We start from the raw sequence: 20,476 nt of genomic DNA on the forward strand, positions 1-20,476 counted from the left end.
GGACGCGTGAGGCGCACCGCTTCGTTCAGCGTTAGGCGTCTTTAATCGACGCACGAGTAGCTAGCCAACAAAACCTGACCCGAACAGGATCTTGTATGTGTATTCCCGACCCCAGCTTTTCCCCGCACGACGGATTGAACAAGGCACTTGAACTTCTTGCGTCGCCAAGTTATGACGTTGTTGAGCTGCCTTTCACGCTTCCTGAGTCCGGCTTGGGCGATATGCGTGTGCTGGAAATGCTCTCAGGTCACGTTCTAGGCAGGGCCGCCCGACTTGGTTCGCCCACTTCGCTGGCGCATATGGACCCTCCAACCCCGTGGATCACTTGGGCCATGGCGCTATGGAATGCCAGTCTCAACCAGAACATGCTCCATGAAATGACCTCGCCCTTTGGCGCCCAGGCGGAGGCACTGGTCTTGAGTTGGCTGATACCTTACTTTGGCATGGAGGGCGGGCACTTCTGCGCGGGGTCAACAATTGCAAATCTGACAGGAATTTGGGCCGCACGTGATGCCGTAGGCATTAAAAAGGTCGTCGCCTCACAGGCCGCACACTTAAGCGTCGAGAAGGCGTGCCGCCTGCTGGGCCTTGAGTTTGTGAAGGTTGCAGTCGACCGGAAAGGACGCATAGACTGCAACCAACTCCCGAATCTTGATGACGCGTGCCTTGTTCTCACTGCCGGAGCTACTGCTACAGGCGCGGTCGACCCGTTGGACTTGGTCGGCGCAGCGAAGTGGACACACGTTGATGCTGCATGGGCTGGCCCTCTCCGACTTAGTCGATCCTACTCCGGAATACTCGACGGCATTGAAGCGGCCGACTCGGTGGCTGTGTCTGCCCACAAGTGGCTCTTCCAGCCCAAGGATTCGGCCCTGGTAATGTTCCGCAACTTGGACATAGCGAATGCAGCGATCAGCTTCGGCGGTGACTATCTATCAAAGCCCAATATTGGCATTCAGGGCTCGCGATCGGCTGCGGCTATTCCTTTACTCGCAACCTTTCTTGCTTGGGGTCGGGAGGGCGTGGCCCAACGGCTCGACCATCTCATGCAGATGGCTGACTCGCTAGCAGACGTCATCGAGAAGTCTGATCGTTTGGAGTTGTGGGGCAGACCGCAGACTGCAATTAATGTGTTTCGCCCCGTGTATTCTTCGACCTCTGAACTTGTGAAGGCGCTACCGCCAGGTATGTTGTCAACCTGCGTGCTGGATGGCCAGACTTGGGCGCGTTCGGTAGCGGCAAATCCGTCAGTGGATATGGATCTCGTGGTGGAGAGAATACTCGCGGCCAGTCGTGAACACGCCTAACCTTTCGTTGCACAGGACCGCTTTCGGTGGTTGGTGAATTTAATCGTTAGATTTTAAAACATATTAGGCGCACATTTTTTAAGAGACACTTAAATATTTCATGTAGATTTAAATTTTGTCATTGTTTGGAGGTTTGTATGATAGAACGTTACAGTCAAAGCGCTATAGACGCTTCACTCGTAAAGCTCAATAGAGACTTGGAAAGTTTGTGGTGTATCAAGGAAGGCAAGTTATACAGAGAGTTTAAGTTTCAAAATTTTGTTGTAGCCTTTGGTTTCATGACCAAAGTCGCAATGCTTGCGGAGAAAGCGAATCATCATCCGGAATGGTTTAATGTATATAATAAGGTGGTTATAAACTTAACAACCCATGAGGCCGGTGGTATATCGAAGAGAGATTTTGACTTAGCACAGGAAATATCGAAATTAATCTAACAAAGCAATTCCACTTGGAGACTACGCTTCGCTGCGCGCCAGAACTGATATTAATTTGGAATAGTTTATTTGCTTGGTCTAGCTAAAAAGAGTTTATATCTGGGTGGCTTCGTAAGGTCCATTGCCATAAAAAAAGCTAACAAATTATTCCAACGGACTGTGGACTTCCCCCAATCAAATAGACACGCATCGATAACTCCGCAGGAGGAGTAAAACGATGCCGGGGATGATCACGGGGAAGAAAACTAAGCAGTACAGCACTGAGTTCAAGAGTGTGAAAGGCGTTGCTGAAGCACTGGATATCCATCCCTTCACGCTGGCGACTGGGAAACAGCCTGAGCGCAAAGCTTCGCGTTAAATCCTCCATAGGATCCTTCGCAATATGTCTATTCAAGCTGTACTCTTCGATCACGACGGAACACTCGTCAACTCCGAACCGGTTCACCTAGAACTTTGGAATTCGGTTCTTAGTACATACGGGTTTCAGTTGTCCGATCGACAGTACAAGGACTTGTATGCTGGCCTTCCAACCCCCGCGAATGCATCCGATTTGGTCAGTAGGTTTGGCCTCTCGACCGATGCCATTGCCCTAGCCTCAGCGGTTTTGCCAAGTATGAATGCCGCATGTGATTATATCCAAAGGGTCTACTTGGATAGTGCACGTGAGGCTTAACAAGGCCAAGCACAGAAAGCCCACGATGGACAGGCACAACATAGCCTGACCCGATCTAAAAAACCCGGAGGTTCCGCTCCCAGGCCTTTGCTATTTCTGGCGCGTGTATTTTGGGTTTATTTCCAAGCTTGTGTGTGAAATATGAACAATCTTGTCTGGTAGCGCTGTGTGCCAGACAGGCCAAAACTCCGGCCAGTCTGCCAGATTGGAAAGTGTTACTCAGAGGGGAGGGAAGTGCTCAGGCTGCTTGTCGTCGCCGGCGCTGTCGGTAATCCTGATAGGTAGCCTCAAACCTCGTGGCCCGCTCGCACCATCGGCCAGTATCAAGGTTCAACTGCTCCAGAATAGGCAAGGCCTTCTCATCAATGGCCCCGGTTATTGAACGGACCGTAAAGGCAAAACGCCCCTCCGGTTGTTAGACGCTCGCCGATGTTGCGGAACATCGGTTCGACGTCACTCTACGCGATGATGTGGGCGGTGTTCGCTGAGAACGCCCAGGTGAAGGATTCAATGGGCCAGTGGGCAGTACCAACGTCCAGCTCAACGATCGGCAGGATATTGGGCAGCGCGGCTTGGTCCAGCCAAGGGCGGCTCATGTAGGCAAAAGGTGCAGGGCCTATGGCGGCGTGAGCCATCCTCGAATATCTTGTAGTTCACCTTACTAAACCATCGGAGGCACTTTGGACACATTAGCGGCTGGCACCAGAGACCAGAGCTGTATCTTTATTGAAGGAGAGGCATCAGGTGAGGTCCTTGTCTGTGATGAAGGTCTTAGCTTCTGGGGTGGCGTCGATCCCGATTTCGGGAGCATTATCGATGTGCATCATCCGAATTATGGCGAGTCGGTCTCTGGAAAAATTCTGATGATGCCGACTTCTCGCGGCTCTTGCAGTGGCAGCGGAGTTCTTCTTGAACTATCCCTGAATTCCCTTGCGCCGGCAGCTCTGGTGTTTCGGGAGCATGAGGAGGTTTTAACCCTCGGTGCTCTGGTATCCGATCGTATTTTTGGCCGGCCCCTTCCAACGATTTCGTTATTGCCCGTCGACTACGAGGCTCTGGCTCGCTCGAAAACAGCATCGATCTCGGGACACAGAATTAAGGCTGATAACCTCGACCTCGAACTCGTAACAACCAGACTTGGCGACATAGATCTCTGTGAAGCAGACAAAGCACGTTTGAACAATGAAGCCGGTCCGGCTGCGCGAATGGCGATGGAAATCATCTGCCTGATGGCTGCCGCCGGTGGAACCCGGCAGCTCACAGATGTCACAAGAGGGCACATAGACGGTTGTATCCTGGCTCATTCGGCAAATCTGATCTTCGCAGAAAAGCTGGCCGATCTCGGTGCTAAAGTTTCAATACCTACAACCATCAATGCCATTTCGGTCGATAGAGAAAACTGGCGCTCTCAGCATGTACCTGATGACTTTGGTAACCGCGCGAGCAGACTGGCTGACGCCTACGTCAGGATGGGTGCCCGCCCAACTTTCACTTGCGCCCCTTACCTCCTGGACGACGCACCAGAATTCGGCGAAGTGATCGGCTGGTCAGAATCAAACGCGGTCATCTTCGCCAATACGGTGCTCGGTGCCCGCACCCCCAAGCATCCTGATTATCTCGATCTGTTTATAGCAATGACAGGACGCGCTCCGGCATCAGGCGTTTATACGCAAGAGGGTCGCGTCGCTCGCAGGGTTCTGAATGTTACACCGCCTCCTACGCCAGGAGATAATGACGAACTCTTCTGGCCACTCTTGGGGTGGTTGGCTGGAAAGTTTTCGCCCGATCACATACCGCTTTTGACCGGCTTGGAAAACCTGAAACCATCGACGGATGATCTGAAATCGCTATGCGCAGCTTTCGGTACCACCTCAGGCGTCCCGATGCTGCACATTGCCGGCCATACACCTGAGGCGCATCTTTTACCTTCAGCAGATGCCGAACATCAATCTATCGGAATCCCGGAATTCATTAGCGCCTGGAACGAACTTAATCGGGGAGATCTTAAAATCGATCTTGTTGCTATCGGAAGCCCACATGCGTCTATAGATGAAGCTCGCCGCATTGCCGATCTCTTCGGAGAACGTCACTGCAATCCATCGACTCAATTGATTATAACGATTGGAAGAGAAATGCTGCAGGCAGCGAGATCTGAGGGCATCGTGGACCGTCTGGAACGAGCAGGCGTTCGGCTCATTCCCGATCTTTGTTGGTGCTCAATCACAGAACCTGTTTTTCCAACGGACGCTGAAGGCTTATTCACTAACTCCGGTAAATATGCCCACTACGCTCATGGTTTGTCGGGAAGGCACTCCCGAATCGGCAGCCTTGAGGATTGCGTTGAAACAGCTATCAGCGGCCATGCACCAGAACGTCTTCCAAAATGGCTTCAGAATTAAGCAGCAGGGACTGGCAGGAATGGTTTAAGGGACAGGCTAGCGCTAAAAATTGAACAAAGTTTGATACTCGATAATCTGTTTAAATAAACGACATATTAGTTCAGCCGGAGTTATCGGATTATGAGAATTTTCCAGCTATATCTGTTTTTATTTTCAGCCATCCTGTTGAGTTTTCCCGCTCACGCAGAAAAACTAATGATTGTGACTGAGGAATATGCACCTTTGAGCTATACGGAAAATGGCGAGATTAAAGGGGTAGCGACGGAACAGGTTAAGCTTATACTTGATAAAGCAGGGGTTGATTATGAGATGAGCGTGTTCCCCTGGGCAAGGGCATTATTATAATAATGCCATGACTGATGATAACGCCTGTGTATTCACAACCTTCAATACGTCGGCACGCCGGGATAAGTTTAAGTGGGTGGAGCCCTTGTCACTCAATAAATCCGTACTTGTTAAGATGCCACCCATTGTTCACCGACAAAATTTGACGTTAAGGAAAGCCGCTTTAAATATAAAAATATTTGATGAAGAATCTTGTGGCCACTTCATTGCTGTCACTGATGGTCCGCAGGGACTCCCTTCTAATTTTATTGAGGAACCGACGTCGTCTGTTCGGCGTCAACTATCCTGTCCGGTCGTCCTAATTGTCGCCGAACAGTCGTCGCCGACGAAGGCGCATTCCTTGATTGAAGATATCAAGGAGGCGTTCCATACCTAAGTTCTCATTTCAGCGGATTGACGAGTCACTTCTGGTACGCCTTCTGGATTTTCCCGAGTTGCCCGGGTTATAGGGATAGGCGGCTGGCCCGGGACTGCCCAGGCTAGACACTTATTGCCTGCCGAAAAAGAAAACTTCAGTACCGAACTCACTTGCCGATAGCCATTATAAGGTAGGGCAAAGCATGCATGGTCAGAGCCAAAGTGAAACACCGAAAGGGTTGGGAAAAGGCGCTTTCACGGTGAAAAAAGTGGATACGAACTAAATTTAGGAAGGCGCGCCAGCCGTATTTTGGCGCATCAAATATCCGAGGATACAGCCATGCTTCGCTTGATGAGCCTTTGTGTTGCGCAGCAGATCAGCCTTAAGTCCAACAGCCTCCTAGTGTTCACTTTGTCTGCCTGGGGCAGAACGCTGGTGGCCGCCTTTAATGCCGGGCTTGCAATTATTCAGGAAAACGGCACCTTTGACTGGATTATGAGTGAAAACAGTTTACATTCAGGTGCCCCCAAGGGGCACCTGAACAACTAACCGATCAGGTAAGGCAGAATCATGGCTGTTCCACTGACTAGCTCCATCAACTTCCGCTTCAATCTGACCACCATGGTGCTCTTGTTGTTACTGCTGGCCGGTTTCGGGTCGTATAATCATTTTAAAACCCAAGATACGCTGAATGATCAGCTCGACCGGAACGTTAGTGCGGCGGTGGAGCGATTATCCCTGAGCGTGCCCGGAACGCTGTGGAACTATGAGTTCGACCAGTTGGCCACGATTGTCGATTCGGAAATGGAAGGTGTCAGCGTGGGTGGCATCTACATTTTCAATGACGGTGGCGAGCGCGTTGTCGGTCGACGTGTCGGTACGGATGGGGCGCTGGTGGACAGCGAAAGCGTGCCTGAGGATGGGGTCTCAACTCAGGAAGAAGTGCTAATTTATGACGGTACCAACGAGGTAGGCACGCTGGTGGTGTTGGCGGATCACCGCAATGTCATTGCCCTGCAGCGCGAGTCGCTGGTGCGAACAGTGGTACAGACCGTTATTATGATACTCAGTATTGGCGTGGCCATTGCTCTGCTGACCCATCGCCTGGTCACGGGCCCCATTCAACAGGTGCAGGCAGCCCTGGAAGACATCGCCAAGGGTGAGGGGGACCTGACCCAGCGCCTGGCCATTCGTCGCCAGGATGAAGTGGGGGCAGTGGCCGGGGCTTTCAACGACTTTGTCAGTCAGGTACAGACCCTGGTCAAGCAGGTGGTGGAAACCACCGGCCGTATCAGCACCTCCTCGGACCAGATGCAGCACTTGGCGGCCCGCACCAGCTCCGGGGTGAATAATCAGCGGGTGGAAACCGACCAAGTGGCCACCGCCATGAATGAGATGGGCGCCACCGCCCATGATGTGGCGGAAAGTGCCAACAACGCCGCTCAGGCCGCGAGACGGGGGGATGAGGAGGGTGCCCGGGCGCGTTCCATCGTCAATGCGGCCACGGACGCCATCCGCACCCTGGCCGTGGAGATTGACAGCGGGGCGAAGGTGATCAACGAGCTGGATCAGGCCGTGGGGGATATCACCTCCATGATCGATGTGATCAGTGGTATCGCCGAACAGACCAACCTGCTGGCCCTGAACGCGGCCATCGAAGCGGCCCGGGCTGGGGAACAGGGGCGCGGCTTTGCCGTGGTCGCCGACGAAGTGCGCTCTTTGGCCAGTCGCACCCAAAACAGCACCGGTGAAATCAGAGAAAAAATCCAGAACTTGCAGCAAGGCGCGAAGCGCGCTGTGGATGTGATGCAGCAGAGCAAGGCCCGGGGTGAGGCCACGGTGGAAAAAGCCAGTATGGCGGAAGAGGCCCTGGGCGGCGTCGCGAAAGCCATCTCCACCATCAACGACATGAATGTACAGATCGCCAGCGCAGCGGAAGAGCAGACCGCAGTGGTGGAAGAGATCAACCGTAGCCTGATGTGCATTGTGGAAATTGCCAATGAAGCGTCCAATGATACCCAAAGCACCGAAGCCGCCAGTGATGAGATGACGCAAATGGCCCACCACCTGGGTGAACTGGTAGGTAAGTTTAAAGTTTGACGGCTACGTTGAAAGCATCAATCACACACTGGACAGCGCGGGAAAGTGGACCGATTTCCCACCAGCGCGGCAGATCAGCCTTAAGTCCGACAGACTGCTAGCGAGGACTATATAGGCCGGAGACGATCCGTTCTTTATAGTCCTCGCATTAGGCGTCATCGCGCGCGCCAAGAACATGAGCCAGTTAGCAAGAGATACTGGATTGAGGCGTTATACGGTAAGGGAGTTTCAGGCAATGCACCAAATCTTGGTATACGCAGATTCGTTGAGTTGGGGCATCATCCCTGACACTCGTGGTCGATTTCGATTTGACCAAAGGTGGCCGGGGGTTTTAGAGACTGCACTGCTCAATTCGGGTAAGTCCGTTCGGATTATTGAAGATTGTCTTAATGGTCGCCGTACCGTATGGGATGACCCTTACAAACCGGGTCGAAACGGACTTGAGGGGCTAGAACAGCGCATCGAAATCAACTCGCCGTTGTCATTGGTCATCATGCTATTGGGAACCAATGATTTTCAGTCTATGCATAACTTGACCGCATGGCAGTCCGCACAAGGTTTAAAAGCTCTGGTCGGGGCGATACGGCGTGCTCCTATTGAGCCTGGAATGCCAGTACCGGCAATTGTGCTTGTGGCGCCCCCTGAATTGCAGAAAGCTAGAGGCAATATTGCGCCCAAATTTGAAAGTGCCGAAGACAAAGCTGTAGGTCTGGCTGGCGCAATTCAAGTTGTGGCGGAAGAGTGTGGATGCTATTACTTTGATGCTGGTTCGGTTACTCCGACAAGTCGTGTCGACGGTGTTCACCTAGATGAAGATCAGCATCGCACACTCGGTCTCGCGCTTGCCAAAATAATACAGCCGTTAGTCCAGTAATTTTGCTGCATAACAAGTGCAGGCAAGGGGGCGCTCCTACTGGAAGCGTTAGCAGTTCTCTTACTATTGAGTAAATTATGGCCAATATTGATTATCCTATCGAAGGTTCTTGCCAGTGCGGGCAGGTTACTTATAAATTGCATGAAGCACCCACAATGGTTTTGGCTTGCCATTGCACCGAGTGCCAAAAAATTGCAACCGGTCCATTTAGTGTTACCGCGGTAATAGCGTCTAGCGCTATCGAATTTAGTGGAGAGCTAAAAGAGTGGAGCAGGACTGCTGAAAGTGGAAATAAGTCTAACGTAAAATTCTGCCCTAACTGTGGCAATAGAATTTATCATTTTAATCCTGAAGACTTATCTACCGTTAAATTAAAGCTGAAACCTGTAAATCTGGCTGACGATGAAGTATTTAAACCAACGGCACACATTTGGGTATGCGAAAAACTAAGTTGGTATCAGATTCCAGAGGGCGTAAAGGTTATTGACAGGCAGCCGTAGAGTATCAGCTAACAAGTGTATCTTGGGCGACATTTTAATCAACGCTTGAAAATCAGCGCTAAAAAATGCGGCAGATATAGGCGTAAGCAGCCCGGGTTTACGACGTTAGTTATGGAGAAAATTTTATGTCGAAGAAAGTAGTCATGTTTGAATTCGAGAAGGAAACAAAAAATAGCGTTCGCTATAAGGAGGTCCCTGATGCAGGAACTGCCCCTATCGTGGGTACTCTGTATATTCAGAAGTGGTTTGCTGGTGATAGCAAATCTATTGAGATAACGATAGACAAAAAAGACTAGCTGGCTTGCCATTACTCTTGGTGCAGGCCACTCATTCAGGTACGTGTAGCGGCCGCAAGCGTTATACCGAAAGGGTTGTAAACACCGGTCTAAAAGCGCTGCTATTTGCCGAATATCCACACAGTCAGATTTTTCCTCAGATCGAAAATCCATAAAACATTGCACAATTCAGGCGGGTCATTCACGAGATTGGAAATAGATAAGCCAAGCAATATCGTTTTACTCGGGCTATAAAGATGCTGTCGGTGAGAAAGGTATGACGCCAAGAATGATTTGACAGTCCTAACTGACGCCATACCCCTCAAAATCGTGCAGGCGCACGACCCAATGATTGTTACACACTTTGGGATCAAATCCAGCCCTCATCGACCTTTAGCTGTCGATGCAAACTTCAAGTCGCCTATATCACTGCCTCCTTTGCCATGCACAAGTCATTATTTGTTCTCGTTGTGATCGCGGTCATCGTTATTGCACTGATGGGTGTTCTGAAAAAGCCCGTCGAGTATCCCTTGCTCGTGCCTCAAAAAAGTATCAAGAAAGTCGCGTTGGGTGCTTCAAAAATGCCGAGCGTCAACAGCGATTTCGTCAACAAAAAAAGCACAAAGTAACGCATCAGTCTTCCCAGATAATTACCCTTAATGATGTACTCAATGCGCAACGAAAAAGTCGTAAAAGGGTGATCCCGCCGCTAAAACACAGCACCTTTATGGTCTGCCATCATTGTGGTGAGGTCTGTAGTCCCTTTTTACGACATGACTTTTTACGCGGGACGATCTTTAAAGAACGACTGAGGTGTTAAACCATCTTACGGCAGCATTTAGATCCGACGCTTAGTGAATAAGGCTGGATTAATGACCATAAATAAAGACATGGAAGCAAAGATATTGCGCTATCACTTTGTGGAGAAATGGCGCACCGGCACCATTGCCACACAATTAGGTATTCACCATAGCGTGGTTGACAGAGTGCTGTCCCAAGCGGGCTTGCCTAAAGTAGAACGCACTGAACGCACGTCTATTCTGACGCCCTATTTGCCCTTCATCATTCAAACCTTGGAGACTTACCCCACACTCACCGCCGTGCGCTTGTATGAAATGGCGAAGCAGCGCGGTTATCCTGGCGGGCCCAGTCAGTTTCGCCACCGTATTAGCGAGCTTAGGCCCCGTAAGCAGCCCGAAGCGTATTTACGCTTAAAGAGCTTACCCGGGGAGCAAGCACAGGTCGATTGGGGGCACTTCGGGCACCTACAAATCGGCCAGGCAAAGCGCGCATTAATGGCGTATGTGATGGTGTTGAGTTGGTCAAGGCAGATATTTTTACAGTTTTATGTCAATCAGCAAACAGCCAGTTTTTTACGCGGGCAAGTGGCGGCGTTCGAGGCATTTAACGGCGTGCCCAAGGTCTGCCTTTTTGACAACATGAAAACGGCGGTGCTTGAGCGCAATGGCAGCGCTATTCGATTCCACCCTGCGCTGCTCGATTTATCCAGCCACTATCACTTCGAGCCTCGGGCCGCTGCGCCGGCCAGAGGCAATGAGAAGGGGCGAGTGGAAAGAGCCATTCGCTATATCCGCGATAACTTTTTTGCCGGTCGTCATTACTCATCGCTTGAAGATTTAAATGCGCAAGCGGATGAGTGGTGTAAAGGCACAAGCGCAGAGAGGCGCTGCCCTGAAGACCCTCAACTCAGCGTAGGAGAGGCCTTCTTGCAAGAGCAACCTGGCTTATTGGCACTGCCAGACAACCCCTTCGATACGCGTGAGCATGTGGTGGTGCGCGCACAAAAAACACCTTACGTCCGGTTTGATAGCAATGATTACTCGGTGCCTCATCAGCACGTCCAAACATCCTTAACCGTGAACGCCTGCCTAAAAGAGGTGCGTATTATTAGTGGCACGAATGTTATCGCGACTCATTTACGCAGTTTTAGCAAAGGCGAACAAATAGAAAACGAAGCGCACGTGAACGCTTTATGGCTGATGAAAACGAACGCCAAACAACATCGCGCACAAGATAGGCTGTGCCAAATATCCTCCCATGCACAGCCGTTACTGCAGCACATCATTGACCGAGGCCATGCGCTGAAAGGCGCCGTGAATCGCTTAAACCAATTACTGGATGATTATGGCGCCACTGAATTGCATCAGGCCATGGGCGAAGCCATCGAGAAAAACGCACCTTATGTAGAAGGCGTCGCACAGATCCTAGAATACCGCAGAGAAAGGCGTCAACAACCGCCACCCATTGCGGTGAGCGTGCCCAATAAAGTGAAGCAATACTGCGTCAAACCCGCCAACCTGACTCAGTATGACGCGCTGAGCACGGTAGAAATGCAAGGAGATGATGACGATGAATGAACATCAGACCCTTAAAGCCCAGGCATCTGCCCTTAAACTGCATGGCTTGCTCAGCCACTGGAATGAATTAACGCCCGAGCAAACACCCTGGCTGGCAGAACTATTAGCGTGGGAAATAAGCGAGCGTAAACAGCGCTCACTTGAGCGCAGATTAAGCAGCGCCAAACTCGGTCGGTTTAAATCATTAACCGAATTCGACTGGCAATGGCCAGCAAAAATAGACCAACAAGCAGTGCACCGTGTCATGCAGCTCGACTTCATTCAGGACCCAAGCAACATCATCCTCATTGGCAGTAACGGTGTGGGCAAATCGACCATCGCGCAGAACGTAGGCTATCAGGCGGTTATGCAAGGACACACCGTTCTATTCACTTCTGCCGCCAACATGCTTAACGATTTAGCGGCGCAAGATGGTGATAACGCACTTCGACGACGATTAGCTCATTACAGCAAGACGACGTTACTCATCATCGATGAAGTGGGCTACCTGTCCTACAGCAATCGCCATGCCGACTTACTGTTTGAAATCATCAACCGCCGTTATGAGAAAAACGCGACCCTCATCACAACGAATCGGCCGTTTAGCGAATGGAATGACGTGTTCCCGAATGCAGCCTGCGTGGTATCGCTAATCGACCGCTTGGTGCATCACAGCGAAGTGATTGCGATTGAAGGAGACTCTTATCGCATGAAAGAAGCACAAGAGCAGGCATTAGCACGGGGAAAAGTTAAAAGAGGAAAGACAAAATGAAAGTGCTGAAAATCACCACCCATTGGACAACAGAAGAAGCGGCATGTGTTCACGAAGCGCTCGACACGTTACAAACCGCTATCTGGGAAAGTTACGGCAAAGATATTACCGGAATGTACAGACATATTGCCAACGAACAAAAGGAAAAAAGCGAGCAGTCTAATGCCGGCATGGACTTCTAAGGACTAAGGCATCCAACTCAACGGCTATTGAAAAATGGCAATAAACGTCGTTTTATCGCCATTTTTAAACTGCGGCAAATAACAGCGGATCTTCACCGGCGCTAACAAGGGTCACTATGGATTGGCTAATCTTCATATTATCCGTCATTGAGGCAATCGCGTGGCCAGTAGCGTTTGTTGCTGCGGTGGTATTTCTACGCCAGGAATGGGTTGATGTCATCGGCCGGATTCAGGGTGTCAAGCATAAAGAAACCCAAATTGAATTCGGCCACTGTCTCCAAGAGGCTAGCAAAAAGGCAAAATCATCCCTTCCGGATTCAGTTGATTTAGCATCAAAGGGGTTAGCCCATCGACTGGAGTTAGCTGGATATTCTCCTAGAGGAGCAATTCTAGAATCTTGGATTGACGTAGAAGCAACGCTGGAGGAGTTGGGAGCTAGATACGAAATTCCAAGAGATGAACTGAAGCATCCCGATATTCACATGATGGAACGGATGCATGGGGACGACAATGCGTTGGGCAAAGGCGCCTTTGGCCTGTTGCAGTCATTGTGCGAGATGCGAAACGAGGCCTTCTATCTTACCAACAAAGTCATAGAATTCGACGCCGCAAAAGAATATGTCTCGCTTGCTAACAGAATGGTTACTCTCCTAAAAGAGGCATAACAAGTCATTCCGGTACGTTCCGGCCCTGACGGGCCTTCACCGGACTGCTTTTCCAGCGCGGAGCGCCTCCAAACCGACCGCTGAACATTGGCGTTATACATTAACCAAACTTCGTTTCGGGGTTTTAGTTTAAAACGGTAAGGCACTCGTCCTTTCAATAACATCGGAGTATCCAGTATGTTTTCTGGCCTGAGCGCATTTCCTTTAACCCCGATGAATGAACGCGGTTTGGACGAAGCGGCGTTTGTTCGATTGATTGAGCGGCTTGTCACCGCCAACGTCGACTCAATCGGCGTACTCGGCTCGACCGGGAACTATGCTTATCTGACCATGGTGGAGCGTGCGCGGGTGGTAAGACTTGCGGTGGAACACGCAGGCAATGTCCCGGTGGTGGTGGGCATTGGAGCACTGCGCACGCGCGATGTGCTTGCCTTGGCTAAAGACGCAGAGATTGCGGGTGTCTCCGGGGTACTGATGGCGCCAATGTCATATCAGAAACTGCGTCCTGAGGAAGTTCTCGGGCTCTATGAAGCGGTAACGCATGCACTGTTGGTACCGCTGTGTGTTTATGATAATCCCGGCACCACGCAGTTTGTGTTCAGTGACGAGCTTCATGGCCAGATAGCACAACTTCCGAACGTGGCATCCATCAAGATTCCGGGAGTGCCTGAGGATCCTGTTGCGGCAAGATCAAGAGTGGAACGACTTCGAGCACAGATTCCCTTACACGTCACTGTGGGCGTCAGCGGCGATGGTTATGCTGCGAACGGTTTGAACGCCGGCTGTGATGCCTGGTATTCGGTGATCGGGGGTGTGTTTCCCGTCACCGCACTTGCGATTACTCGTGCAGCACAGGCTGGGAATGCGAAGGAAGCGATACGCTTGTCGGAACGATTGCAGCCGCTGTGGCAGTTGTTCAGCGAGTATGGAGGTAGTTTGCGCGTTGTTGCGGCTGCTGCAGAGCTGCAGGGACTCGTTGAACACCCATGTTTGCCGCTGCCGCTTAAAGCTTTGGCTGGAGAGGGGCGCCGACGGCTCAGGGAGTTGATTGACGAACTGGATTTATCCTGACGCCAATAGCCCTCCCCTTAACCACCCAAAGAGGGAATTACTCGACGCGGGTTAGGGTCACGTCGATGTTGCCACGGGTCGCGTTTGAGTAAGGGCACACTTTGTGCGCTTCGCTGATCAGCTTTTCAGCCTGAGCGTCATCCATGCCCGGCAATGAAATTTTCAGCTCAACTTCGATACCAAAACCCCCCGGAATTTGACCAATGCCAACTTCGCCTTCGATTGAGGCTTGTTCCGGCATTGCCAGCTTGTCGCGGCCTGCGACGAACTTCATGGCACCGATGAAGCAGGCAGAGTAGCCAGCAGCGAAAAGCTGCTCAGGGTTTGTTCCTTTGCCGCCGGCTCCGCCAAGTTCTTTCGGAGTGGTCAGCTCAACATCCAGAATACCGTCTGATGAGATGGCGCGACCGTCACGGCCACCCGTGGCTTCGGCGGATGCGCGATACAAGATTTGTGCAACAGACATAGTGTTTGCTCCTTTCGACGAGTCGTGTTGATGACTCCTCGTTTGCGTGATTAATGAGTGCGCAAACTGTTAGCGCTGCTCGATGACTAAGTTAGCGTACAAATAGATTGCGCGCAAGATAAATGGCGGAAGTGTAATACGTACGCGCTAGGTGAAGGACCTCAGGTGGGTGTTTTCAGATTGCTGCGCAGTTTGATTAGCTGCTGTTTCAGTTCCATTAGGTCGGTTACTGATTGGCCACTGACATTGACAATGCAGCCCGGTATATCCTTGGCTTGGTCCTGAAGACCCCGGCCTTTTTCTGTGAGGTGCAATTCAACTACGCGTTCATCGTCTTTCCGGCGTTGCCGGTTCAGCATGCCATCCGATTCGAGCCGCTTGAGCAGAGGCGTGAGCGAGCCGGGGTCTGTCAGCAATCGCTTGCTGATATGGCTCACGGTTATCCCGTCTTCCTCCCATAAAACCAGCATGGCCAGATACTGCGGATAGGTCAGATTCAAGGAATTCAGCAGTGGCTTATAGGCTTTAGTCATCATTAAAGACGTCGAGTAGAGGGCAAAACACAGCTGGTTATCGAGTAGCAGCTCGGAGTAGGAATCGTTCTTGGGCATGGAGGGTCCATCGTATCAGGGGCGATAAAAGCCATCGCGCTAAGTATTTGCCCCCGAGTGTACGGCGTTTTTCAGGGGTTTTTCCAGTGAACATGACTGGCAGCAGCGAAAGAGCTCCCCTGCTTTTGGCTCCTTTCGCTATGCGCCGGCGCCGGTTACCATTGGCGTTAATGACCGGCCTATCTTGCTTTGCACACCGACCTGGCGGGCACACGCGTCATCTCTTAGCCATGCGGAATTAGACGGTTCTAAAGAACTAAAATCTGAATCTGTTTCGGAGTGGTGTAGCCTTATCGTTTAGCGCATAAAGGAATTGAGCAGCATGAAGGTCATATTATTAATGTTGTTTTTATTAAAAAACAAGATCTCCCGATGCGTAAGGTGTGCTGCTGCCAAGGAGTAAGTGATTTGCCTGAATTGAAGACTTTTGGCCTTTTTATTATCACCGCGTTAGCGGAAATTCTCGGCTGCTATTTGCCATATCTTTGGCTTCGGGAAGGCAAAACAATCTGGCTTCTGGTACCTGGCGCTCTGAGTTTGGTTGCTTTTGTCTGGCTGTTGTCGCTACACCCGGCGGCGGCGGGCAGGGTATATGCAGCCTATGGTGGTGTTTATATTTTTATGGCGATTTTGTGGCTGTGGACAGTCAATGGAATTCGACCAACAACGTGGGACATAGTGGGGTCTGCGGTGGCACTTTTGGGCATGGCAATCATCATGTTTGCGCCTCGCACCACGTAACCCGTCAATTAAGTGGTTTATCTGCAACGTTCGGTTGGTGAAGGATGAGAGATTATTAAACGGGCGCAGCGCTTCCTTCGCTTCAGCGTTAAGTCTCAGAATGGCGGCATCATGAAGTGGTTTAATGGATGTGACCAGCCCAGTTAAGGAATAATACCCTGAACCTGGAGAACCTACATGACCACAAGAAAGCTGTACTCAAAAGAATTTAAGCTGGACGCCATCAGCCTTGTGCTGGAGCAGGGATATTCAAGAGCCAACGCAGCGCGCAGTCTGGAGATCAACCCAAACATGCTGGGACGTTGGATTAAAGAGCATGAGTCGGTCGATGGCCAGGCCTTCAGAGGGAACGGCAAACTGACCGCTGAACAGTTAGAAATTCGTCAGTTGCGAGAAGAAAATCGCCGCCTGAAAATGGAAAAAGACATCTTAAAAAAAGCGACGGTCTTCTTTGCCAAGGAAACGCATTAAAGTACGCGTTCATCACCCAGCATAAGAAGACCTGGCCAGTCGACGTAATGAGTCGGCTCTTGGGTGTCAGTCGCAATGCCTATTATCGGTACTGCCAACGTCAACGCGAACGGCTGCCGAATGCGGAGCACGAGGCGATGATTGAGGCTGTGAAGGAGGTCGCTCAAAGTAGCGACAAGAGCTATGGCTCCAGGCGGATGAAGCACGCTCTGAACGCTCTGGGCTATCCAGTGGGTCGGCGAAAGGCGCGGTCGCTGATGCGTGAAGCAGGCGTCAAAGCCCGGTACCGGAGGAAGTTTAAGGTAACCACCAACAGCGACCATAAACAGCCGGTGTTCGACAATGTATTGGCACGAGACTTTAGCGCTGCTGAGCCTGATCAAGCATACGTCGGTGACATCACTTACATCTGGACCCGAGAGGGCTGGCTGTATCTGGCGGTGTTTATCGATTTGTTCAGCCGACGGGTAGTAGGTTGGAGCATGGGGTCGCGGATGACCACCAGGCTGGTGACAGACGCCCTGAACATGGCCCTCTGGCAGCGGCAACCAAAGCCCGGTTTAGTCGTCCATTCGGATTATGCCGAGGAAAACGTTAAGCCGAGAAACCGTGGCCCTGCCCACTGTTCCTTGAGAACTGGGGCTATTCTTCGGCATAACAATTCCGGTGTTTATCTGAGCGTGTAGAGCATTTGCAGTTTTTCTTCGCTGAGCCATTCCATATCCGATTGGCTGATGCCGGGTGTTGCTGCGTTCATGGCGGCTCTCATCATGTCCAGGGTGGCGAAAGCGTAGAAGGCTGAGGTAGTGCTCATGCTTTCATGTCCGAGCAGTTGCATGATGATCGGCAGTGGGATCCCTTGCTTGTAGAGATCCATCGCCTTGGTTTTGCGCATCATGTGGCAATGCAGTGTGACGGGGATCGAAGAACAGGTGCCTCGGGCGAGGTCCCCAGCCTTCTTGAGTATCGCTGAGACGCTGTCTTCCGAGAGCCGGATGGGCTCGCCGAGATGGCGGCTGTAAAACAGCGGGCGCACGGCGGGCAGGTTTGCCCAGTGAGGGTAGAATTCGTTGAGATAAACCTGAAGGTGTTCGACTGTTTTGTCACCCAAGGGCACGACACGGCTCTTATCTCTTTTTCCGCTGAGCGTCAGGTGCGCCGGTTTCGTCAGTTTGAGCTCGCCCAGGGTAAGGCCGGTGATCTCACCGACGCGTGCTGCGGTCTCGTAGAGGAGTATCAAGAGCATTCGGTTGCGTCGAGACTTCATGGTGGAGCCGTCGAAAGCCGCAAGGATCGATGCGGTTTCGTTCTCCGGAAGGTATTCGATGGGCTTTTTCGGTGGGGTCGGGGCCTTGAGCGTCTTGGCTGCGTCGTTCAGTGCGACCAACCTGAGGTCTTCGCGGGAGACGTAACTGAGGAACGCTTTGACCGCCGTCAATCGCAGGGTCAAGGTTCTTGGCTGGTACCTTTTGGTCTCGCGCATCCAAATGAGCCAGCCTTTGATAAACTTTCGTTCGAAGTGATCGAAGCTGATGTCCTTGCGCTGGATGTGCTGCACCTCGATGAGGTAGTCCACGAAGCATTCCAAAGAGATCCGATACGCTTCGATGGTTTTTGGAGACAGTGCCCTGACTTTGGGCATGTATTCATGCAAATAGTTTCGGGCATAACCCCAGAAATTTGGGGTGGCGTTCCTGATGTCGCGTTTCATTCGAATCCCACCTCCGGCAGAATCCTCTGACTTTCACGAGTAATGTCGGCGTATCCGTTCATGAAATTCGGAGATGTGTGGATATAATAATAGGTGCTGTCCAGCGAAGCATGGCCCATATATCGGGCCAGGTAGGGCAGCATTGCGTTAACGTCAATGCCTTCGGCCATCCACCGTTCGATGTTGGCGTAAGCAAAGTGATGCCGAAAGTCATACGGGCGCGGTTGCTTTCCTTCTAAGGACCGCGGCAGGCCGGCTTCGTCCCAGATCCGGCTGAACATGACCCCAATCCATGCTGGCGTCACCGGGCTTCCAGTAGAGGACTGGAAGAACACGGTTCGATCGTTCCCGAAGACGTGGCGTGATGCGTGATCGCAATCAGTCAAGATGCCAACGATCTGTTCGGTGAGGGGAAGCTGCCGGCTGCGATTGGCCTTGGACCAATGCACGTCGATGACGCCGTCAGCGAGGTTCACGTCGCCCACTTTCAGCCTGCGCGTCTCGCAAGTGCGAAGTCCGCAGGAATGCATAAGTGCGAAGAACGCGACAGCTTGCCACTTCCACGGTGATGTCGTTTCCAACCGTGCCGCAGCGTGAAAGAACATGCTGATTTCTTCGTGCGTCAGCAGGTATGGCTGGGTGCGGACGAAGCCGGCCTTCCAGTCGTCCGATAAAACGTACGCATTCTGGTTGCCGTTGATTCGTTCCCATCGGCCAAAATCCCTGATGTAAGACATCCACGATCGAGAGCTATTGGGCTGGCTCGATTGTCTGAGGACGACCCACCCTTCAACAGTGATTCGGTCGAAGTTTTTCAGGCCGCGTTCAGAGCAGTAGCGGTCAAAATTCCTCAAATACCACACGCGGGAATTGCCGTGAAAGCCCATGCTTGTCTTGAAGGCGAGGTAACGCTCCAGGTCGGGCGCGAACACGCTAGTGAAGCTGGGCCCGTTCATCGCAGCGTTCCCTGATCGAGCGGCAGCGGGAGCACGCAGGCGCGCAGGTGCCCGGTATCCGTGCTCAGATACACGTTGGTGGAATCCGGGCTTGAGTGGCCAAGTACTGCCGATATCGTTGGCAGAGGTGTTCCTGCACGAAGGAGTTTCGACGCCGCATTATGGCGGAGCAGCCTGGTCCCAACCTTCGTGCGGTCCACCCCGGCAGCTGCGAAGACCTTCCTCGTCACTTCATAAATGGAAGAATGATCTGCCAGCTCGGTATGAGGCGCGAGCATACGCAAAAACAGAGGGTCGTCCTTGGAATTCGTCCGCTCATTGAGAACATACTTTGCAAGCTTCCCAGCGATCACAGGGAGCAACGGAAGCGTCAGCGGATTACCGGTTTTCCGCTGCACGATACCGATCGTTGAACCGCGCCAGTCGATGTCCTTCAATCTCAGGGCGATCAGGTCGCACGCCCGTAAGCCCGTCACTAGCGTAAGCAACACGATCGACGCGTCCCGTGCAGAAACCTCGCCATGAGTGCAGGCGTGGACAACGGCCAATTCTTCGTCATTTCCCAGGAGAGGTACGATTCCGTGGTGACGCTTGACGTTAGCCATTTTCAGGGCATTCAGCAGGTCACCACGTCGCGTGAAATTCAGGAACGGACGGAAATTCGTGACCACAGTCCACATCGCAGTTTCAGCCCACCGTCCCCGCAACGATTCGAGAAATCTAAGGATACTGGCACCGTCAGCCATGGCCAACGACGTCAGCCCGGTGCCCTCCAAATAGAGAAGGTAGTCGCAGGCCGCATGACCATAGGCACTCCGCGTGGCCACTGCCAGGCCACGTTGCTCCATCTCCTTTGACCACGAGGCCAATAACGCGGTGAAATCCTCGGACTGCGGACCATCCCCACCCCCACCGCGCTTTTTCGTCGAGAGGTCCACCCGCCCGGTCAGCAGGTAGCCGTCGAAAAGTCGCACCAACCGGCCATAATCAGAACGGCGCTGCGCACTGAACATACCCGTCCGCGGACTCGTCGTCATCGAAGCGAACTCAGCGCCCAAACCAGGCGAATACACTCCGGCCTGTTTCTGTGCCAACAGCGCCAGATACCGAAGTGACTTACGGTACTGACCCATCGTCGACTCCGCGTAGCCGGCCGCTTCCAGCGCGACAACAACCCGCCCACCAATATTGCTGACCATCGTGTCCAT

Annotated in this window: 22 protein-coding genes and 1 pseudogene; 17 read left to right on the plus strand and 6 right to left on the minus strand. The window is 52.0% G+C overall.

Features of this window, described 5'->3' with window-relative positions; genetic code table 11:
- The first annotated feature begins 134 nt into the window (after positions 1-134).
- From MELB17_RS00425 to MELB17_RS26395, 4 genes are all read left to right on the plus strand, one after another.
- The gene (locus MELB17_RS00425) at positions 135-1,307 is read left to right on the plus strand and encodes a pyridoxal phosphate-dependent decarboxylase family protein (protein WP_227498748.1); all 1,173 of its coding nucleotides are present in this window, start codon (positions 135-137) and stop codon (positions 1,305-1,307) included.
- A 137-nt stretch (positions 1,308-1,444) separates the two neighbouring features.
- Complete coding sequence (locus MELB17_RS00430) at positions 1,445-1,741, plus strand: 4a-hydroxytetrahydrobiopterin dehydratase (protein WP_007348125.1); 297 nt, start codon at positions 1,445-1,447, stop codon at positions 1,739-1,741.
- Positions 1,742-1,958: 217 nt separating this feature from the next.
- Entirely contained in the window at positions 1,959-2,099 is a 141-nt protein-coding gene (locus MELB17_RS24440; protein WP_007348126.1) for a hypothetical protein, read from the plus strand.
- 24 nt (positions 2,100-2,123) lie between these two features.
- Positions 2,124-2,414: an HAD hydrolase-like protein gene (locus MELB17_RS26395; RefSeq protein WP_007348127.1), complete on the plus strand. Its 291-nt coding sequence runs from the start codon at positions 2,124-2,126 to the stop codon at positions 2,412-2,414.
- 458 nt (positions 2,415-2,872) lie between these two features.
- On the opposite strand, the gene MELB17_RS24445 is transcribed toward MELB17_RS26395, so the two are convergent.
- Entirely contained in the window at positions 2,873-3,049 is a 177-nt protein-coding gene (locus MELB17_RS24445) for a hypothetical protein (RefSeq protein ID WP_007348128.1), read from the minus strand.
- A 45-nt stretch (positions 3,050-3,094) separates the two neighbouring features.
- On the opposite strand from MELB17_RS24445, the gene MELB17_RS00445 reads away from it, so the two are divergent.
- From MELB17_RS00445 to MELB17_RS00495, 11 genes are all read left to right on the plus strand, one after another.
- Positions 3,095-4,813, plus strand: coding sequence for an aconitase family protein (locus MELB17_RS00445; protein ID WP_007348129.1), 1,719 nt, complete (start codon positions 3,095-3,097; stop codon positions 4,811-4,813).
- Positions 4,814-4,933: 120 nt separating this feature from the next.
- Positions 4,934-5,158, plus strand: a complete 225-nt coding sequence (locus MELB17_RS00450; RefSeq protein ID WP_007348130.1) for a transporter substrate-binding domain-containing protein — start codon at positions 4,934-4,936, stop codon at positions 5,156-5,158.
- A 697-nt stretch (positions 5,159-5,855) separates the two neighbouring features.
- Positions 5,856-6,065 (plus strand): hypothetical protein, encoded by a 210-nt coding sequence (locus tag MELB17_RS00455; RefSeq protein ID WP_007348131.1) that lies wholly within the window; start codon positions 5,856-5,858, stop codon positions 6,063-6,065.
- Positions 6,066-6,086: 21 nt separating this feature from the next.
- Complete coding sequence (locus MELB17_RS00460; RefSeq protein WP_007348132.1) at positions 6,087-7,616, plus strand: methyl-accepting chemotaxis protein; 1,530 nt, start codon at positions 6,087-6,089, stop codon at positions 7,614-7,616.
- Positions 7,617-7,851: 235 nt separating this feature from the next.
- Complete coding sequence (locus MELB17_RS00465) at positions 7,852-8,490, plus strand: SGNH/GDSL hydrolase family protein (RefSeq protein WP_007348133.1); 639 nt, start codon at positions 7,852-7,854, stop codon at positions 8,488-8,490.
- A 77-nt stretch (positions 8,491-8,567) separates the two neighbouring features.
- Positions 8,568-8,990, plus strand: coding sequence for a GFA family protein (locus MELB17_RS23505; protein WP_007348134.1), 423 nt, complete (start codon positions 8,568-8,570; stop codon positions 8,988-8,990).
- Between the two features lie 1,147 nt (positions 8,991-10,137).
- Positions 10,138-11,643, plus strand: a complete 1,506-nt coding sequence (gene istA, locus MELB17_RS00475) for an IS21 family transposase (protein ID WP_007348137.1) — start codon at positions 10,138-10,140, stop codon at positions 11,641-11,643.
- Positions 11,636-12,394 carry an IS21-like element helper ATPase IstB gene (gene istB / locus MELB17_RS00480; protein WP_007348138.1) on the plus strand — a complete coding sequence of 253 codons (759 nt, stop codon included), beginning with the start codon at positions 11,636-11,638 and terminating at the stop codon, positions 12,392-12,394. Before istA ends, istB begins: the two co-directional genes overlap by 8 nt.
- Entirely contained in the window at positions 12,391-12,576 is a 186-nt protein-coding gene (locus tag MELB17_RS00485) for a hypothetical protein (protein WP_007348139.1), read from the plus strand. Before istB ends, MELB17_RS00485 begins: the two co-directional genes overlap by 4 nt.
- A gap of 116 nt (positions 12,577-12,692) precedes the next feature.
- Positions 12,693-13,241, plus strand: a complete 549-nt coding sequence (locus tag MELB17_RS00490) for a hypothetical protein (protein WP_007348140.1) — start codon at positions 12,693-12,695, stop codon at positions 13,239-13,241.
- Between the two features lie 177 nt (positions 13,242-13,418).
- Entirely contained in the window at positions 13,419-14,312 is an 894-nt protein-coding gene (locus MELB17_RS00495) for a dihydrodipicolinate synthase family protein (RefSeq protein ID WP_007348141.1), read from the plus strand.
- A 37-nt stretch (positions 14,313-14,349) separates the two neighbouring features.
- Here MELB17_RS00495 and MELB17_RS00500 read toward each other — a convergent pair whose 3' ends face one another.
- Together MELB17_RS00500 and MELB17_RS00505 are read right to left on the minus strand one after the other, a co-directional pair.
- On the minus strand, positions 14,350-14,778 hold the full coding sequence (locus MELB17_RS00500; protein ID WP_007348142.1) for an organic hydroperoxide resistance protein: 429 nt from the start codon (positions 14,776-14,778) through the stop codon (positions 14,350-14,352).
- A gap of 161 nt (positions 14,779-14,939) precedes the next feature.
- Positions 14,940-15,389: a MarR family winged helix-turn-helix transcriptional regulator gene (locus MELB17_RS00505; RefSeq protein ID WP_007348143.1), complete on the minus strand. Its 450-nt coding sequence runs from the start codon at positions 15,387-15,389 to the stop codon at positions 14,940-14,942.
- A gap of 408 nt (positions 15,390-15,797) precedes the next feature.
- Here MELB17_RS00505 and MELB17_RS00510 point away from each other — a divergent pair, with 408 nt between their 5' ends.
- Both MELB17_RS00510 and MELB17_RS25270 read left to right on the plus strand, forming a co-directional pair.
- Positions 15,798-16,130 (plus strand): YnfA family protein, encoded by a 333-nt coding sequence (locus tag MELB17_RS00510; protein ID WP_007348144.1) that lies wholly within the window; start codon positions 15,798-15,800, stop codon positions 16,128-16,130.
- 177 nt (positions 16,131-16,307) lie between these two features.
- Positions 16,308-17,179, plus strand: a pseudogene (locus tag MELB17_RS25270) (IS3 family transposase); the annotation flags it as partial.
- A 92-nt stretch (positions 17,180-17,271) separates the two neighbouring features.
- Here MELB17_RS25270 and MELB17_RS00525 read toward each other — a convergent pair.
- Genes MELB17_RS00525 through MELB17_RS00535 form a run of 3 tightly spaced genes read right to left on the minus strand, consistent with a single transcriptional unit; the run spans position 17,272 to position 20,476 of the window.
- Positions 17,272-18,312 carry a tyrosine-type recombinase/integrase gene (locus MELB17_RS00525; RefSeq protein ID WP_007348147.1) on the minus strand — a complete coding sequence of 347 codons (1,041 nt, stop codon included), beginning with the start codon at positions 18,310-18,312 and terminating at the stop codon, positions 17,272-17,274.
- Positions 18,309-19,268 (minus strand): tyrosine-type recombinase/integrase, encoded by a 960-nt coding sequence (locus tag MELB17_RS00530; protein ID WP_007348148.1) that lies wholly within the window; start codon positions 19,266-19,268, stop codon positions 18,309-18,311. The genes MELB17_RS00525 and MELB17_RS00530 overlap by 4 nt, the downstream gene beginning before the upstream one ends.
- Positions 19,265-20,476 carry a tyrosine-type recombinase/integrase gene (locus MELB17_RS00535; protein ID WP_007348149.1) on the minus strand — a complete coding sequence of 404 codons (1,212 nt, stop codon included), beginning with the start codon at positions 20,474-20,476 and terminating at the stop codon, positions 19,265-19,267. Before MELB17_RS00535 ends, MELB17_RS00530 begins: the two co-directional genes overlap by 4 nt.

It is taken from the genome of Marinobacter sp. ELB17 (assembly GCF_000169375.1).
In the GTDB taxonomy this organism is placed as follows: Bacteria; Pseudomonadota; Gammaproteobacteria; order Pseudomonadales; family Oleiphilaceae; genus Marinobacter.